Genomic DNA, 15,236 nt, shown 5'->3' on the forward strand with positions numbered 1-15,236 from the left:
GCTGCGTAGCTAGCGGAAAGAGAGAGGTAAATCCAATGGCTGGACCCCAGCGCCGCGGAAGCGGTGCCGGTGGCGGCGAGCGGCGGGACCGGAAGGGCCGTGACGGCGGCGCTGCTGCCGCCGAGAAGACCGCGTACGTTGAGCGCGTCGTCGCGATCAACCGCGTCGCCAAGGTTGTGAAGGGTGGTCGTCGCTTCAGCTTCACTGCGCTCGTCGTAGTGGGCGATGGCGATGGCACCGTCGGTGTCGGTTACGGCAAGGCCAAGGAGGTGCCGGCCGCGATCGCCAAGGGTGTTGAAGAGGCCAAGAAGCACTTCTTCAAGGTCCCCCGCATCCAGGGCACCATCCCGCACCCGATCACGGGCGAGAAGGCCGCGGGCGTTGTCCTGCTCAAGCCTGCTTCCCCCGGTACCGGCGTTATCGCCGGTGGCCCGGTGCGTGCTGTCCTCGAGTGCGCCGGCGTTCACGACATCCTGTCGAAGTCGCTCGGCTCGTCCAACGCGATCAACATCGTGCACGCGACCGTGGCGGCCCTCAAGGGCCTGCAGCGTCCCGAGGAGATCGCGGCTCGCCGTGGTCTGCCCCTCGAGGACGTCGCTCCCGCGGCTCTGCTGCGTGCGCGTGCCGGGGCCGGTGCTGCGTAATGGCACAGCTCAAGATCACGCAGACGAAGTCGTACATCGGCAGCAAGCAGAACCACCGTGACACCCTGCGTTCCCTTGGTCTCAAGGGCATCAACACGCAGGTCGTCAAGGAGGACCGCCCCGAGTTCCGCGGCATGGTGCACACCGTCCGCCACCTCGTGACGGTCGAGGAGGTCGACTGATCATGGCGGAGAACAACCCGCTCAAGATCCACAACCTCCGTCCCGCCCCCGGTGCCAAGACCGCGAAGACCCGTGTCGGTCGTGGTGAGGCGTCGAAGGGTAAGACGGCCGGTCGTGGTACCAAGGGCACGAAGGCCCGCTACCAGGTTCCGGAGCGCTTCGAGGGTGGCCAGATGCCCCTCCACATGCGTCTTCCGAAGCTGAAGGGCTTCAAGAACCCGTTCAAGACGGAGTTCCAGGTCGTGAACCTGGACAAGCTCGCCGCCCTCTACCCCGAGGGTGGGGAGGTCACCGTTGCCGACCTGGTCGACAAGGGTGCCGTCCGCAAGAACAGCCTCGTCAAGGTCCTCGGCCAGGGTGAGATCTCCGTGGCGCTGCAGGTGACGGTCGACGCCGTCTCCGGCTCCGCCAAGGAGAAGATCACCGCCGCCGGCGGTACCGTCACCGAGCTCGTCTGAACACATCAGGCGTCTCGATGACTTGAGCGATCCCGACCGGGGATACCCTACAAATGGGGTATCCCCGGTTGGTCGTTCCTAGGGAGGCAGTCCCGCCGGTAAGGTGGCCTGCGCTGTCCGTTTTTCACAGGGGACCCCTCACCGGGCACTCGTCGCGGCAGTTAAACGTTACGTAAGTCGTCCTCATCAGAATCTCAATACCGTCACCCTTGACGCAGTAGCGCGGGGGTCGCAGGAGGCACCGTGCTCACCGCGTTCGCCCGGGCGTTCAAGACGCCCGACCTGCGCAAGAAGCTGCTCTTTTCGCTCGGCATCATCGTGATCTACCGGATCGGCACGCACATCCCGATCCCGGGTGTCGACTACACCGTCGTCCAGTACTGCATCGACCAGACCAAGAGCAACTCCGGTCTCTTCGGACTGGTCAACATGTTCAGCGGTGGCGCGCTGCTGCAGATCACGATCTTCGCGCTTGGCATCATGCCGTACATTACGGCGAGCATCATTCTGCAGCTGCTGACCGTGGTGATCCCGCGTCTGGAAGCCCTGAAGAAGGAGGGGCAGGCCGGTACGTCGAAGATCACGCAGTACACGCGTTATCTGACGGTCGCCCTCGCCATTCTCCAGGGCACCGGCCTCGTCGCCACCGCTCGCAGCGGCGCGCTGTTCAGTAGCTGCCCGCAGGGCTCCCAGATCGTTCCTGACCAGTCGATCTTCGCCACCATCGTCATGGTCGTCACCATGACCGCCGGCACGGCCGTCGTCATGTGGCTCGGTGAGCTGATCACCGACCGCGGCATCGGCAACGGCATGTCGATCCTGATGTTCATCTCGATCGCCGCCACCTTCCCGTCCTCGCTGTGGGCGATCAAGGAGCAGGGCGACCTGGCGGACGGCTGGATCGAGTTCGCCGTCGTCATCGCCGTCGGTCTGGTCATGGTCGCGCTCGTGGTCTTCGTCGAGCAGGCCCAGCGCCGGATCCCGGTGCAGTACGCGAAGCGCATGATCGGCCGTCGGTCCTACGGCGGTACGTCGACGTACATTCCGCTCAAGGTCAACCAGGCGGGCATCATCCCTGTGATCTTTGCCTCGTCGCTTCTCTACATCCCGGCGCTGGTCGCCCAGTTCGCCGGTGGAACTTCCGGTTGGAAGACCTGGATCGAGAAGAATCTTGCGCAACCGGACGCTCCGGCGCACATCACGCTCTACTTCTTCCTGATCATCTTCTTCGCCTTCTTCTACGTGGCCATCTCGTTCAACCCCGAGGAAGTCGCGGACAACATGAAGAAGTATGGTGGCTTCATCCCGGGCATCCGGGCTGGCCGACCGACCGCTGAGTACCTGAGCTTCGTACTCAACCGGATCACCTGGCCGGGTTCGCTGTACCTGGCTCTGATCGCTCTCGTGCCGACAATGGCGTTGGCACCCCTCGGCGCCAACCAGAACTTCGTGTTCGGCGGTACCAGCATCCTGATCATCGTGGGTGTGGGTCTGGAGACCGTGAAGCAGATCGAGAGCCAGCTCCAGCAGCGCAATTACGAAGGGTTCCTCCGCTGATGCGAATCGTCCTCGTCGGGCCGCCGGGTGCGGGTAAGGGAACGCAGGCCGCGTTCCTGGCCGGGAACCTGTCGATCCCGCACATCTCCACGGGCGACCTGTTCCGGGCCAACATCAGCAAGCAGACGGAGCTGGGCAAGCTCGCCAAGTCCTACATGGACAAGGGCGAGCTGGTGCCGGACGAGGTCACCATCGCCATGGCGAAGGACCGGATGGAGCAGCCGGACGCCGTGAACGGCTTCCTGCTCGACGGCTTCCCGCGCAACGTCTCGCAGGCCGAGGCGCTCGACGTGACCCTCCAGGACGAGTCCATGAACCTGGACGCGGTGCTGGACCTGGAGGTCCCCGAGGAGGAGGTCGTGAAGCGGATCGCCGGCCGGCGCATCTGCCGCAACGACTCCGCGCACGTCTTCCACGTCACGTACAAGAAGCCGAAGCAGGACGGCGTGTGCGACGCCTGTGGCGGCGAGCTGTACCAGCGTGACGACGACTCCGAGGAGACCGTCCGCAAGCGCCTGGAGGTCTACCACACCCAGACCGAGCCGATCATCGACTACTACAAGGCCCAGGGCCTCGTGGTGACGATCACGGCGCTCGGCCCGGTGGAGGATGTCACCAAGCGCGCCATGGAAGCGCTCAAGCGCGAGGACGACGGCCAGTAGGCCGTCGGTCGGTACGTCGGCCGCGGTGCCCGAGGAGGGCGCCGCGGCCGTACTGTTGTGTAGGCACACCCAAGACGTCCAATTCGCGGAAGACGGAGAGCGCAGGCCCTCATGGTGCAGATCAAGAGCCCCGAGCAGATCGCCAAGATGCGCGAGGCGGGGCTGGTCGTCGCGGCCATCCACGCGGCCACCCGCGAGGCCGCCGTGCCGGGGGCCTCCACGAAGGATCTGGACGAGGTGGCCCGCAAGGTGCTCGCGGAGCACGGCGCCAAGTCGAACTTCCTCGGGTACGGCGGCTTCCCGGCGACGATCTGCACGTCGGTGAACGAGGTCGTGGTCCACGGGATCCCGAGCGACGAGGTCGTCCTGAAGGACGGCGACATCATCTCCATCGACTGCGGCGCGATCGTCGACGGCTGGCACGGTGACGCGGCCTACACCGCGTTCGTGGGATCCGGCCACGCCCCGGAGCTGATCGAGCTGTCCCGGGTGACCGAGGAATCCATGTGGGCCGGGATCGCCGCCATGAAGGTGGGCAACCGGCTCGTGGACGTCTCCCGGGCCATCGAGACGTACATCCGCCGGCAGCCGAAGCCGGGCGGGGGCAAGTACGGCATCGTCGAGGACTACGGCGGCCACGGCATCGGGACCGAGATGCACATGGATCCGCACCTGCTGAACTACGTCGAGCGGCGGCGGGGCAAGGGACCCAAGCTCGTCCCCGGGTTCTGCCTCGCGATCGAGCCGATGGTGGCCCTGGGCACCCCGAAGACCGAGGTCCTCGCGGACGACTGGACCGTGGTGAGCACGGACGGCACGTGGTCCTCGCACTGGGAGCACTCGGTGGCGCTGACCGAGGCGGGGCCGCTGGTGCTGACCGCCCCCGACGGCGGCAGGGCCAAGCTGGCGGAGCACGGCATCGTCGCGGCTCCCGATCCGCTGGGCTGAGTCCTCGTCGCCGAGCGCGTGACCGGTGGGGCCTGTGGTGCCCACGCGGCGGAGCCGCTCGGTGCCACCGCCCCGCGCCCCTGAAGGCCGGCCCGTCGCTTCCGGGGCGCGTGGCATAAGGATCACCGGCTCTGGGCATCCTTACCCGAATTCGTGTTTCCGGGGGCCCTGGCGTAGACTGACTCGTCGGCTCTCGTGTTTCCGTGTGTCCTCATTCGGTTACGCCGAGTCGATCAAGGTAGTCGATTCGAAGGGCGAAGCGTGGCCAAGAAGCAAGGTGCCATCGAGATCGAGGGCACTGTCGTCGAGTCTCTTCCGAACGCCATGTTCAAGGTCGAGCTCCAGAACGGCCACCAGGTCCTGGCACACATCAGCGGCAAGATGCGTATGCACTACATCCGTATCCTCCCTGACGACCGGGTCGTGGTGGAGTTGTCTCCGTACGACCTGACGCGTGGCCGGATCGTCTACCGCTACAAGTAGATCTTGCCCCCGCTCTCCGTGCCCGGTCTCCCGGGACGCGGGTGGTGGCACTGACCCGGAGAACCTCACCATGAAGGTCAAGCCGAGCGTCAAGAAGATCTGCGACAAGTGCAGGGTGATCCGCCGTCACGGTCGGGTCATGGTCATCTGCGAGAACCCGCGCCACAAGCAGCGCCAGGGCTGACGCACGACCGATCCCTCTGCTCGATTCGCAGAGATTCGCGCGACGCAAGCTGAATTTGTTCATACGCAGGACCCAGGCGAGCTGCTGGCCTGACACCCCCGGCTCGGAGGCCGGGGACCCGAGCCGTACCTACTCTTCGCCATGGAAGAGGCCGGCGGCCGGGGCCCGGTTCTGTGGAAGACCTCCGACAATCACCAGGAGCCATTGAATGGCACGCGTTTCCGGTGTTGACATCCCGCGCGACAAGCGTGTGGAGGTCGCCCTCACCTATGTGTTCGGCATCGGCCGGACCCTCTCCCAGGAGACGCTGGCAGCGACCGGCGTCAACCCCGACACCCGCGTCCGCGACCTCTCCGAGGAGCAGCTCGTCGCGATCCGCGAGTACGTGGACAACAACATCAAGACCGAGGGTGACCTCCGTCGCGAGGTCCAGGCCGACATCCGCCGCAAGGTGGAGATCGGCTGCTACCAGGGCCTCCGTCACCGTCGTGGTCTGCCCGTCCGCGGTCAGCGCACCAGCACCAACGCCCGCACCCGCAAGGGCCCGCGTCGCGCCATCGCCGGTAAGAAGAAGCCGGGCAAGAAGTAGTCCTCAGCGGACAACGCTTCATCAGCGGTCTTCGCTGTAGGACCGACCACCTCCCCGTAGGAGTTTGTAGATGCCCCCCAAGGGTCGTCAGGGCGCTGCCAAGAAGGTGCGCCGCAAGGAAAAGAAGAACGTCGCTCACGGCCACGCGCACATCAAGAGCACGTTCAACAACACGATCGTCTCCATCACGGACCCCTCGGGCAACGTGATCTCCTGGGCCTCCGCCGGCCACGTCGGCTTCAAGGGCTCCCGGAAGTCCACGCCGTTCGCCGCGCAGATGGCCGCCGAGTCGGCCGCCCGTCGCGCGCAGGAGCACGGCATGCGCAAGGTCGACGTGTTCGTCAAGGGCCCGGGTTCGGGTCGTGAGACGGCCATCCGTTCGCTGCAGGCGACCGGTCTCGAGGTCGGCTCCATCCAGGACGTCACGCCCACCCCGCACAACGGCTGCCGTCCGCCCAAGCGCCGCCGCGTCTGACGCACCGGCTCCGGGCGGCTCGGCTTCCGGCTGAGGGCGTGGGGGTTGTCCCCCGCAACGTCGCAGCACGGCTGCCGTCCGTCCAGGCGCCGCCGCGTCCGATCTTCCGCAGATCTTCGACGCAGGCTGCTTGGTCTGAGGTTTTCGGGCGGTACGGCTCCTTCGGGTCGTATCGCCCGTACCCTTGTTACACCTCAGGGCGTCAAATAGCGGGCGCCCCTGACAGAAGGATCTCCCTATGCTGATCGCTCAGCGTCCCTCGCTGACCGAAGAGGTCGTCGACGAATTCCGCTCCCGGTTCGTGATCGAGCCGCTGGAGCCGGGCTTCGGCTACACCCTCGGCAACAGCCTCCGCCGCACGCTCCTCTCCTCGATCCCGGGTGCGGCGGTCACGTCCATCCGTATCGACGGTGTCCTGCACGAGTTCACCACCGTGCCGGGCGTCAAGGAGGACGTCACCGACCTGATCCTCAACATCAAGCAGCTGGTCGTCTCCTCGGAGCACGACGAGCCGGTCGTGATGTACCTGCGCAAGCAGGGCCCGGGTCTGGTCACCGCCGCCGACATCGCGCCCCCGGCCGGTGTCGAGGTGCACAACCCCGACCTCGTCCTCGCCACGCTCAACGGCAAGGGCAAGCTGGAGATGGAGCTGACGGTCGAGCGTGGCCGCGGTTACGTCTCCGCCGTGCAGAACAAGCAGGTGGGCCAGGAGATCGGCCGTATCCCGGTCGACTCCATCTACTCGCCGGTCCTCAAGGTCACGTACAAGGTCGAGGCGACTCGTGTCGAGCAGCGCACCGACTTCGACAAGCTGATCGTCGACGTCGAGACCAAGCAGGCCATGCGTCCCCGTGACGCCATGGCGTCGGCCGGTAAGACCCTGGTCGAGCTGTTCGGTCTGGCCCGTGAGCTGAACATCGACGCCGAGGGCATCGACATGGGTCCGTCCCCGACGGACGCCGCGCTCGCCGCCGATCTGGCGCTGCCGATCGAGGAGCTGGAGCTCACCGTTCGGTCGTACAACTGCCTCAAGCGTGAGGGCATCCACTCCGTGGGTGAGCTGGTCGCGCGCTCCGAGGCCGACCTGCTCGACATCCGCAACTTCGGTGCGAAGTCGATCGACGAGGTCAAGGCCAAGCTGGCGGGTATGGGCCTGGCGCTCAAGGACTCGCCTCCCGGCTTCGACCCCACCGCCGCGGCGGACGCGTTCGGCGCGGACGACGACGCGGACGCGGGCTTCGTGGAGACCGAGCAGTACTAAGAGCTCGGGCCATCGGGTCCGTACTCGGGCGCGGGTGCGCTGTGCTTGATCGCGCAGTTCCCCGCGCCGCTTCCGGGCAGGCCCTTCGGGGCCTCGCCCGGATCTCTGACAGGCGACCGTCTGCTCAGATACTGACTCCGGTACCTAGTACGGCCGGGGCAGACACCTAGGAGAAACACCATGCCGAAGCCCACCAAGGGTGCCCGTCTGGGCGGCAGCGCCGCGCACGAGAAGCTGCTCCTCGCGAACCTCGCGAAGAGCCTCTTCGAGCACGGCCGCATCACCACCACCGAGGCGAAGGCCCGCCGTCTGCGGCCGTACGCCGAGCGTCTGGTCACCAAGGCGAAGAAGGGCGACCTTCACAACCGCCGTCAGGTGCTCCAGGTCATCACGGACAAGAGCATCGTGCACACGCTCTTCACCGAGATCGGCCCGCGGTACGAGAACCGTCCCGGTGGCTACACCCGCATCACCAAGATCGGTAACCGTCGTGGCGACAACGCGCCCATGGCTGTCATCGAGCTGGTCGAGGCGCTGACGGTCGCGCAGCAGGCCACCGGTGAGGCCGAGGCCGCCACCAAGCGTGCCGCGAAGGACGCGGAGGCGCCGGCCGCCGAGGCCAAGGTGGACACCACCAAGGCTGACGAGGCTGCCGACGAGGCTGCCGAGGAGTCGAAGGACGCGTAAGCGTTCCGCGGGGGACTGTGCGAGGGCGGCCTCGGGTTCGTCGTGGTCGTTCGCGCAGTTCCCCGCGCCCCTGAAAGACGGGGCGCAGTGTGAGCGGGCCCGTTCCTCAGGGAGCGGGCCCGCTTTTCTGTACCTGAGAGGATCTTCGTGTGAGTGATGAGGCGGCGCCCGGTCATGTCCGTGTCCGGCTGGACCTGTCGTACGACGGGAGTGAGTTCTCCGGGTGGGCCAAGCAGGCCGGGGGGCGGCGGACCGTGCAGGGGGAGATCGAGGACGCGCTGCGGACCGTGACGCGGTCCCGGGAGGCCTTCGAGCTGACCGTGGCCGGGCGGACGGATGCCGGGGTGCACGCGCGCGGACAGGTGGCGCACGTGGACCTGCCCGAGACGGTTTGGCGTGAGCACCACGAGAAGCTGTTGAAGCGGCTCGCGGGTCGGCTGCCGAGGGATGTGCGGGTGTGGGCGCTCAGGGAGGCTCCCAGCGGCTTCAACGCGCGTTTCTCGGCCGTCTGGCGGCGCTACGCCTATCGCGTCACCGACAATCCCGGCGGTGTCGACCCGCTGCTGCGCAGCCATGTGCTGTGGCACGACTGGGCGCTCGACGTGGACGCCATGAACGAGGCGGCCCGGCTGCTGCTCGGGGAGCACGACTTCGCCGCCTACTGCAAGCGGCGCGAGGGGGCCACCACCATTCGCACGCTCCAGGAGCTGAGCCTGGTGCGGGGGGACGACGGGATCATCACCGCCACCGTGCGGGCCGACGCGTTCTGCCACAACATGGTGCGGTCGCTGATCGGGGCGCTGCTGTTCGTGGGGGACGGGCACCGGGGGACCGACTGGCCGGGGAAGGTGCTGGCCGCCGGTGTGCGGGACTCCGCCGTCCACGTCGTACGGCCGCACGGGCTGACCCTGGAGGAGGTCGGCTACCCGGCCGACGAGCTGCTGGCCGCGCGGAGCAGGGAGGCGCGCAACCGGCGGACCCTGCCGGGGGCGCCCGGGGCCGCCGGCTGCTGCTGACCCCGGGGCGGCTTCGCTCGGGCTACTGCCCGCCTGCCGCGGCGGCTGCCTGGGTCTCGCCCCGGCGGTGGATCTGCTCGTAGGCGGACTGGCTGAGGTCGTCGCCGGCGGCGAAGACGGCCTTGTCCTTCTCCGTGACGTCCTTGCCGTCGGTGAAGCCGGACAGGGTGAAGTAGGCGTAGCGGCCGTAGGAGTTGGCGGTCGTGCGGCAGAAGGTCGTGCGGCAGAAGGTGGCGACGCCTTCGCCGGGCAGGGAGACGATGGTGCTCTTCTTGTCCCAGTCCTTCTTGACCTCGGTCGCCTTGGCCTCGGTGTCGAACAGGGCGACGCCGATCGTGACCGCGATCTTGTCCCTGACGTAGGTCACGCGCAGGAAGCGCGTGCAGTCGTTGCCGGTCAGAAGGGTGTCCAGGCTGCCCTGGACGGCCGACGCGCAGTTCGTCGTCGAGGCCGTGGCGCCCTTGCGGTAGACCACGCCGTCGCGCTTGGTCAGCTGGGAGCCCGGGAAGAGGATGTCCGGGCTGATCGGCGCCTTGTCCTTGCCCGAACTGGAGATGAACTCCTTCGGGTCCAGGGGCGGTGGGGCCGAGGTCGGCGCGAACGACGGGTCCGCCTTGGCGCTGGCGCTCGGGATGTCCGCGGCGGTCGGCAGGTCGTTCGGGCCGTTCGCCGTGGTGCTGCCGCTGTCGTTGTTGACGACGGCGACGGCCACGGCGACACCTATGCCGACCGTGGCGAGTGCGCCGCCCACGATCATCAGGAGTCTGCGGCGTCTGTTGCGTATCTCGGACTGTTCGGCGAGTGACGCCCAGTCCGGGGTCCGGTTACTGGTGGAACTGTACTGATCGTCCCACGGATTGTGGGAACCCCCGGGGCTCCACTGAGACCCCCCCTGCCCAAAGCTCATGGGCCGCAGTTTAGACGGACGAAGGCATACCTCACTCGATTACGGGTGAGGCCCTCTCCCACCGGTGGTCCGGGGCGTGGCCGGGGGCCGTTTTGACCCGTCCGGGGCAGCGCGAGTACTCTTGCCGATTGTTATGCGTATTGGCTTGGCCTCTCTCAGGCGAGAAGTCCCTACGTAGGTTCCCTGGAGCAGTTACCAGTGGGCGGCATACGGGCAGCGTTCCCGGCACTGTCGTCCCCAGCTGCACGATCGCTTCAGTGATGCCATGTCTCAGCACCCATCCACTGAAGAAGAAGGCTGCGAAGTGCGTACGTACAGCCCTAAGCCCGGCGATGTGACTCGCCAGTGGCACGTCATTGACGCTCAGGACATCGTCCTGGGCCGTCTGGCTACCACTGCCGCGAACCTCCTCCGCGGCAAGCACAAGCCGACCTATGCCCCGCACATGGACATGGGCGACTTCGTCATCATCATCAACGCCGACAAGGTTCACCTGTCCGGCAACAAGAAGACCCAGAAGCTGGCGTACCGCCACTCCGGCTACCCGGGTGGTCTGCGCTCCGTCCGTTACGACGAGCTGCTGGCGAAGAACCCCGAGAAGGCCGTCGAGAAGGCCATCAAGGGCATGATCCCCAAGAACACCCTGGGCCGTCAGATGATCAGCAAGCTGAAGGTCTACTCGGGCGACCAGCACCCGCACGCTGCCCAGCAGCCGGTGCCGTTCGAGATCACCCAGGTCGCGCAGTAGTTCCGGCCACACCCCAAACAGAAAAGAATCTGAGGAGAACCGTGGCCGAGACCACCGTTGAGCAGCCGGTCGAAGAGACCGAGACCGAGCTCGTCGACATGGAGAGCTACACCACCGAGTCCGAGGTCCCCGTCGAGGGTGAGTACACCTCGGAGTCGCTCGCCGGCCGCTTCGGCGACCCGCAGCCGGCCGCCGGCCTGGGCCGTCGCAAGAACGCCATCGCCCGCGTCCGGATCGTCCCGGGCACCGGCAAGTGGAAGATCAACGGTCGCACCCTTGAGGACTACTTCCCCAACAAGGTGCACCAGCAGGAAGTCAACGAGCCCTTCAAGGTGCTCGAGCTCGAGGGCCGCTACGACGTCATCGCCCGCATCGCGGGTGGCGGTGTCTCCGGCCAGGCCGGCGCCCTGCGCCTCGGCGTGGCCCGCGCGCTGAACGAGGCCGACGTGGACAACAACCGCGGCGCCCTCAAGAAGGCCGGCTTCCTCCGTCGCGACGACCGTGCGGTCGAGCGCAAGAAGGCCGGTCTGAAGAAGGCCCGCAAGGCTCCGCAGTACAGCAAGCGCTAGATCGCGCTCGCGCCCGGCGCGCGTCTCGCGCGCCGCGCAGCTGCGCGTATCGCCCCGGTGGCACGTACTCGTGCCGCCGGGGCGGTTTGCGTAGCAGGGCCGACCGTTCGTACGGGGGCTTACACGCAGACTGTCGGTACAACCCCGATAGGGGGAGGACAGTCTCAGGGGATGTACTTGGTCCGGCGAATGCCGGGACACTCGGGGACAGCCGGTGCGGGACCGCCCGGTAGGGGACCATCAGGTACGAGCCGCACATTCTCAGCAATTCGGAGGACACCACTGTGGGACGACTCTTCGGCACGGACGGCGTGCGCGGTGTCGCCAACGCGGATCTGACGGCCGAGCTCGCGCTCGGACTCTCCGTCGCGGCGGCACACGTACTCGCCGAGGCGGGAACGTTCGAGGGCCACAAGCCGGTGGCGGTGGTCGGGCGGGATCCGCGGGCGTCCGGAGAGTTCCTGGAGGCGGCCGTCGTGGCCGGCCTCGCCAGTGCGGGCGTCGACGTCCTGCGCGTCGGCGTACTGCCCACTCCCGCTGTGGCGTTCCTCACCGGTGAGCTGGGCGCCGACCTCGGCGTGATGCTCTCCGCCAGCCACAACGCCATGCCCGACAACGGCATCAAGTTCTTCGCCCGCGGCGGCCACAAGCTCGCCGACGACCTGGAGAACCGCATCGAGGGCGTGTACGAGGAGCACCGCACCGGGGCGCCCTGGGACCGGCCGACGGGCGCGGGTGTCGGGCGCATCCGGTCCTACGACGAGGGCTTCGAGCGGTACGTCGCGCATCTGCTCTCCGCTCTGCCCAACCGTCTGGAGGGGCTGAAGATCGTCCTCGACGAGGCGCACGGCGCCGCCGCCGGGGTCTCGCCGGAGGTGTTCACCCGGGCCGGTGCCGAGATCGTCACCATCGGGGCCGAGCCGGACGGGCTCAACATCAACGACGGCTGCGGGTCGACGCACCTCGGGAAGCTGCGGGCCGCCGTCGTCGAGCACGGGGCGCACCTCGGCATCGCGCACGACGGGGACGCGGACCGGTGCCTGGCCGTGGACCACGAGGGCGACGAGGTCGACGGGGACCAGATCCTCGCGGTGCTCGCCATGGACATGCGGGAGCGGGGGAAGCTGCGCTCGGACACCGTGGTCGCGACCGTGATGTCCAACCTCGGGTTCAAGCTGGCGCTGGAGCGGGAGGGGCTGCGGCTGGTGCAGGCCGCGGTCGGGGACCGTTATGTGCTGGAGGAGATGAAGGAGCACGGGTACACGCTCGGGGGCGAGCAGTCCGGGCACGTGATCATCTCCGACCACGCGACCACGGGTGACGGCACGCTGACGGGGCTGCTGCTGGCGGCCCGGGTCGCGCAGACCGGACGGACGCTGCGGGAGCTCGCGGGTGTGATGGAGCGGCTGCCGCAGGTGCTCGTCAATGTGCCGGACGTGGACCGGTCGCGGGTGGGGTCGTCGGCGGAGCTGGCCGCGGCCGTGGCCGAGGCGGAGTCGGAACTGGGGGCCACCGGGCGGGTGTTGTTGCGGCCGTCCGGGACCGAGCCGCTGGTTCGGGTGATGGTGGAGGCCGCGGACATCGAGCAGGCGCGAGCCGTGGCGGGGCGGTTGGCGGATGTGGTGAAGTCCGCGCTCGGGTAGGTCCGGGGGGTACGAGGGCTACGGGGTTCTGCGCGTTCCGGGCAGGGGCGTGGGGTTCTGTGTGGTGCGGGCTGCGGGTTCGTCGTGGCTTGTCGCGCAGTTCCTCGCGCCCCTTCGGCGTGCGGCCCCGGCTATGAGGCGCTGCGTTGTCTTGACCACAGCCACTTCTGGAGCAGCAGGGTCAGGGTGCCGGCCAGGACGATGCCCAGGAGGTTCAGGAGCAGTTGCTCCGAGGAGCCCACGGTCTGCTTCGTGTCGCCGTAGGCCAGGGCCACCGCCGCGTTGGCCGCCGCCGGAACCGTGGTGACCGAGATGGCGACGCCCACCAGGGCGCCCGACTTGGCCGAGGTGAGGGAGAGGGTGCCGGCGATGCCGGCGAGGACGGCCACGATGAAGGAGAAGGCGTCGGGGGCGTAGACGAAGGCGGTGTTGGGGCGCTCGGCCTCCAGTTTGGCCTCGGTGAAGTAGCCGAGGGCGTCCATGAAGAAGGTGAAGCCCACCGTCACCGCCATCGCCGCGGCGAAGCCCACCAGCAGGGCGACGAACGAGCGGACGGCCAGGCGTGGTTGGCGTTGGACGAGCGAGGTGCTGATGCCGGCCAGGGGGCCGAACTCGGGGCCCACCGCCATCGCGCCGACGATCAGGACCGCGTTGTCCAGGACCACTCCGCAGGCCGCGATCATCGTGGCCAGCGTGATGAAGGCGACGTAGGTGACGGAGAGCGTCGACTCCTCGTGGGTCGCGTCCGTCAGGTGCTCCCACAGGACCGCGTCCGCGCTCTCTCCAGGCGCGTCCTTCTCCGCCTGGTCGGCGCGCTCGGAGAGCGACAGGTCGATGTTCTCCACGGCGATGGAGCCGGTCCTGTCGAGGTCCAACGACCGGAGCACGCCGATCAGTTCGTCGCCCGCCTCGCGCGCCACGTCGCACGTCACGACGTCGCCGGCGGGGTCGCGGGCGGCTCCCTCCATGACGACGAGGTGGGTGGTGCCGACCGTGTCCTCGATCAGGCGGACCACCTCGTCGGTCCGGTCGGACGGGGTGATCAGGCGCAGATGCAGCATGCCCGCAGGGTAGCGGGGCGCGCGTGCGGGCCTACAGCTTGCGCAGGCTGAGGCGGCGCACCTTGTGGTCGGCGCCCTTGCGGATGATGAGGGTGGCGCGGCCCCGGGTGGGGGCGATGTTCTCGACCAGGTTGGGCTTGTTGATGGTGCGCCAGAGGGTGCGGGCGTAGTCGAGGGCGTCGTCCTCGGAGACCTGGGTGTACTTGCGGAAGTACGAGCCGGGGTTCTGGAAGGCGGTCTGACGGAGCTTCTTGAAACGGTTGAGGTACCAGCGCTCGATGTCGTCGGCGCCGGCGTCGACGTACACGCTGAAGTCGAAGTAGTCGGCGAGACCGACACGGGTGCGGCCGTCGCTGCCGGGGAGAGCGGGCTGCAGGACGTTGAGGCCCTCGACGATGAGGATGTCGGGGCGGCGGACCGTGAGCCGCTGGTCGGGGACGATGTCGTAGATGAGGTGGGAGTAGACGGGGGCCGTCACCTCGCCCTTGCCGGCCTTGATGTCGGCGACGAAACGGGTCAGGGCCCGGCGGTCGTAGGACTCGGGGAAGCCCTTGCGGGAGACCAGGCCGCGTTCCTGGAGGTCCTTCATGGGGAGCAGGAAGCCGTCGGTGGTGACCAGCTCCACGCGCGGGTGTTCGGGCCAGCGGGCGAGGAGGGCCTGGAGGAGGCGGGCGACGGTGGACTTGCCGACGGCCACGGAGCCGGCGACGCCTATGACGAACGGGGTGCCCGACTGGGAGCCCTGCTCGCCGAGGAACGTGTTCAGGGCGCCGCGCAGGCCGTCGGTGGCGCCCACGTAGAGGTTGAGGAGCCGGGACAGCGGCAGATAGATGTCCCGTACCTCGTCGAGGTCGATGACATCGCCCAGGCCGCGCAGCTTCTCGACCTCCTCGGCGTTCAGCGGGAGCGGCGTTTTTTCGCGCAGCGCGCTCCATTCGGCACGGGTGAGGTCGACGTAGGGAGTCGCCTCCGGCCTGGGCCGGTGGGCGCTCCGCGGCAACGGGGAGACCGGTGAGATCACAGTCCATTGTTAACGGAGTTTGAACAGGGTGACGGGGTGGGGTCCGTCACGCCGGGGCGCACGATAGCGGATCCGCCCCTCACTGTGCGTGAACTGTGACGAAGGTATGGACCTGGAATGGAGGGAGGACTAGCGTCCGGG

19 protein-coding genes are annotated in these 15,236 nt (G+C 67.8%); 16 read left to right on the forward strand and 3 right to left on the reverse strand.

Annotation, left to right across the window (positions count from 1 at the left end; all coding sequences use genetic code 11):
* The first annotated feature begins 35 nt into the window (after positions 1–35).
* The 13 genes from rpsE (at position 36) to truA (ending at position 9,146) form a co-directional block, all read left to right on the forward strand.
* Positions 36–644 carry a 30S ribosomal protein S5 gene (gene rpsE, locus STRBO_RS0104790; protein WP_005481208.1) on the forward strand — a complete coding sequence of 203 codons (609 nt, stop codon included), beginning with the start codon at positions 36–38 and terminating at the stop codon, positions 642–644.
* Positions 644–826: a 50S ribosomal protein L30 gene (gene rpmD / locus STRBO_RS0104795; RefSeq protein ID WP_005481207.1), complete on the forward strand. Its 183-nt coding sequence runs from the start codon at positions 644–646 to the stop codon at positions 824–826. The genes rpsE and rpmD overlap by 1 nt, the downstream gene beginning before the upstream one ends.
* A 2-nt stretch (positions 827–828) precedes the next feature.
* Positions 829–1,284: a 50S ribosomal protein L15 gene (gene rplO / locus STRBO_RS0104800; RefSeq protein ID WP_005481206.1), complete on the forward strand. Its 456-nt coding sequence runs from the start codon at positions 829–831 to the stop codon at positions 1,282–1,284.
* 243 nt (positions 1,285–1,527) lie between these two features.
* Positions 1,528–2,841 carry a preprotein translocase subunit SecY gene (gene secY / locus STRBO_RS0104805; protein ID WP_005481205.1) on the forward strand — a complete coding sequence of 438 codons (1,314 nt, stop codon included), beginning with the start codon at positions 1,528–1,530 and terminating at the stop codon, positions 2,839–2,841.
* Complete coding sequence (locus tag STRBO_RS0104810; protein WP_005481204.1) at positions 2,841–3,503, forward strand: adenylate kinase; 663 nt, start codon at positions 2,841–2,843, stop codon at positions 3,501–3,503. Before secY ends, STRBO_RS0104810 begins: the two co-directional genes overlap by 1 nt.
* Before the next feature lie 111 nt (positions 3,504–3,614).
* A complete protein-coding gene (map, locus tag STRBO_RS0104815; protein WP_005481203.1) occupies positions 3,615–4,451 on the forward strand; it encodes a type I methionyl aminopeptidase in 837 nt (278 codons plus the stop codon).
* Between the two features lie 261 nt (positions 4,452–4,712).
* Positions 4,713–4,934, forward strand: coding sequence for a translation initiation factor IF-1 (gene infA, locus STRBO_RS0104820; protein ID WP_003948620.1), 222 nt, complete (start codon positions 4,713–4,715; stop codon positions 4,932–4,934).
* Between the two features lie 70 nt (positions 4,935–5,004).
* Complete coding sequence (gene rpmJ / locus STRBO_RS0104825; RefSeq protein ID WP_003998809.1) at positions 5,005–5,118, forward strand: 50S ribosomal protein L36; 114 nt, start codon at positions 5,005–5,007, stop codon at positions 5,116–5,118.
* A gap of 208 nt (positions 5,119–5,326) precedes the next feature.
* A complete protein-coding gene (gene rpsM, locus STRBO_RS0104830; RefSeq protein WP_005481202.1) occupies positions 5,327–5,707 on the forward strand; it encodes a 30S ribosomal protein S13 in 381 nt (126 codons plus the stop codon).
* Positions 5,708–5,777: 70 nt separating this feature from the next.
* The gene (rpsK, locus tag STRBO_RS0104835) at positions 5,778–6,182 is read left to right on the forward strand and encodes a 30S ribosomal protein S11 (RefSeq protein ID WP_003956432.1); all 405 of its coding nucleotides are present in this window, start codon (positions 5,778–5,780) and stop codon (positions 6,180–6,182) included.
* A 238-nt stretch (positions 6,183–6,420) separates the two neighbouring features.
* Entirely contained in the window at positions 6,421–7,443 is a 1,023-nt protein-coding gene (locus STRBO_RS0104840; RefSeq protein WP_003966937.1) for a DNA-directed RNA polymerase subunit alpha, read from the forward strand.
* Between the two features lie 180 nt (positions 7,444–7,623).
* Positions 7,624–8,130, forward strand: coding sequence for a 50S ribosomal protein L17 (rplQ, locus tag STRBO_RS0104845; protein ID WP_005481201.1), 507 nt, complete (start codon positions 7,624–7,626; stop codon positions 8,128–8,130).
* Positions 8,131–8,279: 149 nt separating this feature from the next.
* Positions 8,280–9,146 carry a tRNA pseudouridine(38-40) synthase TruA gene (truA, locus tag STRBO_RS0104850; RefSeq protein ID WP_005481200.1) on the forward strand — a complete coding sequence of 289 codons (867 nt, stop codon included), beginning with the start codon at positions 8,280–8,282 and terminating at the stop codon, positions 9,144–9,146.
* 22 nt (positions 9,147–9,168) lie between these two features.
* Here the strand turns inward: truA and STRBO_RS0104855 are convergent, their stop codons facing one another.
* Positions 9,169–9,903 carry a hypothetical protein gene (locus STRBO_RS0104855; protein WP_005481199.1) on the reverse strand — a complete coding sequence of 245 codons (735 nt, stop codon included), beginning with the start codon at positions 9,901–9,903 and terminating at the stop codon, positions 9,169–9,171.
* A gap of 454 nt (positions 9,904–10,357) precedes the next feature.
* Between STRBO_RS0104855 and rplM the strand changes: the two genes are divergently transcribed.
* From rplM to glmM, 3 genes are all read left to right on the forward strand, one after another.
* Complete coding sequence (gene rplM / locus STRBO_RS0104860; RefSeq protein WP_013001400.1) at positions 10,358–10,801, forward strand: 50S ribosomal protein L13; 444 nt, start codon at positions 10,358–10,360, stop codon at positions 10,799–10,801.
* 41 nt (positions 10,802–10,842) lie between these two features.
* A complete protein-coding gene (gene rpsI / locus STRBO_RS0104865) occupies positions 10,843–11,370 on the forward strand; it encodes a 30S ribosomal protein S9 (RefSeq protein ID WP_005481197.1) in 528 nt (175 codons plus the stop codon).
* A 284-nt stretch (positions 11,371–11,654) separates the two neighbouring features.
* A complete protein-coding gene (glmM, locus tag STRBO_RS0104870; protein WP_005481196.1) occupies positions 11,655–13,013 on the forward strand; it encodes a phosphoglucosamine mutase in 1,359 nt (452 codons plus the stop codon).
* Positions 13,014–13,144: 131 nt separating this feature from the next.
* Here glmM and STRBO_RS0104875 read toward each other — a convergent pair whose 3' ends face one another.
* Entirely contained in the window at positions 13,145–14,074 is a 930-nt protein-coding gene (locus tag STRBO_RS0104875; RefSeq protein WP_005481195.1) for a DUF389 domain-containing protein, read from the reverse strand.
* A 31-nt stretch (positions 14,075–14,105) separates the two neighbouring features.
* Complete coding sequence (gene coaA, locus STRBO_RS0104880; RefSeq protein WP_005481194.1) at positions 14,106–15,095, reverse strand: type I pantothenate kinase; 990 nt, start codon at positions 15,093–15,095, stop codon at positions 14,106–14,108.
* Positions 15,096–15,236 lie beyond the last annotated feature (141 nt).

Source organism: Streptomyces bottropensis ATCC 25435, from assembly GCF_000383595.1.
Lineage (GTDB): Bacteria > Actinomycetota > Actinomycetes > Streptomycetales > Streptomycetaceae > Streptomyces > Streptomyces bottropensis.

What these genes read in the sequence shown, in the direction of transcription:
- rpmD (WP_005481207.1), top strand. Translation starts at nt 644, where the DNA reads ATGGCACAGCTCAAGATCACGCAGACGAAGTCGTACATCGGCAGCAAG.
- STRBO_RS0104855 (WP_005481199.1), bottom strand. Translation starts at nt 9,903, where the DNA reads ATGATCGTGGGCGGCGCACTCGCCACGGTCGGCATAGGTGTCGCCGTG.
- rpsE (WP_005481208.1), top strand. Translation starts at nt 36, where the DNA reads ATGGCTGGACCCCAGCGCCGCGGAAGCGGTGCCGGTGGCGGCGAGCGG.
- STRBO_RS0104840 (WP_003966937.1), top strand. Translation starts at nt 6,421, where the DNA reads ATGCTGATCGCTCAGCGTCCCTCGCTGACCGAAGAGGTCGTCGACGAA.
- rpsK (WP_003956432.1), top strand. Translation starts at nt 5,778, where the DNA reads ATGCCCCCCAAGGGTCGTCAGGGCGCTGCCAAGAAGGTGCGCCGCAAG.
- rpsM (WP_005481202.1), top strand. Translation starts at nt 5,327, where the DNA reads ATGGCACGCGTTTCCGGTGTTGACATCCCGCGCGACAAGCGTGTGGAG.
- rplQ (WP_005481201.1), top strand. Translation starts at nt 7,624, where the DNA reads ATGCCGAAGCCCACCAAGGGTGCCCGTCTGGGCGGCAGCGCCGCGCAC.
- STRBO_RS0104810 (WP_005481204.1), top strand. Translation starts at nt 2,841, where the DNA reads ATGCGAATCGTCCTCGTCGGGCCGCCGGGTGCGGGTAAGGGAACGCAG.
- rplO (WP_005481206.1), top strand. Translation starts at nt 829, where the DNA reads ATGGCGGAGAACAACCCGCTCAAGATCCACAACCTCCGTCCCGCCCCC.
- map (WP_005481203.1), top strand. Translation starts at nt 3,615, where the DNA reads ATGGTGCAGATCAAGAGCCCCGAGCAGATCGCCAAGATGCGCGAGGCG.
- rpmJ (WP_003998809.1), top strand. Translation starts at nt 5,005, where the DNA reads ATGAAGGTCAAGCCGAGCGTCAAGAAGATCTGCGACAAGTGCAGGGTG.
- STRBO_RS0104875 (WP_005481195.1), bottom strand. Translation starts at nt 14,074, where the DNA reads ATGCTGCATCTGCGCCTGATCACCCCGTCCGACCGGACCGACGAGGTG.